This is a genomic window from Photobacterium sp. R1 (assembly GCF_054600795.1).
Window position 1 is genome coordinate 1 of record NZ_BAAHZP010000644.1, and the last position, 263, is coordinate 263.

1 pseudogene is annotated in these 263 nt (G+C 53.2%); it reads right to left on the bottom strand.

The window, feature by feature from the left end:
• Positions 1-263: pseudogene (locus tag ACYP03_RS26645) on the bottom strand (efflux RND transporter periplasmic adaptor subunit); the annotation flags it as partial.

Below are 263 nucleotides of genomic sequence, written 5' to 3' on the forward strand. Positions count from 1 at the left end.
TGGATCAGGATATCCACATCAGTCGCGCTATGGATATTCATCACAGCCTCGCCCACCTGCACATTTTCAAACTGTTCAACAGGTACACGAGAGATCACCCCGCTGAAAGGGGCGTGCAATGCCGTGAATGTCAGACGTAACTTGGCAAGGTTAAGCCTCGCCAGCGCAATTTGCCGTTGTGCAGCCAATTCATCGAACTGCGACTGAGCCAGATAACCTTGCTTAACCAGTGTTGCCGAGCGGCGATACTGGCTGTCCGCCAG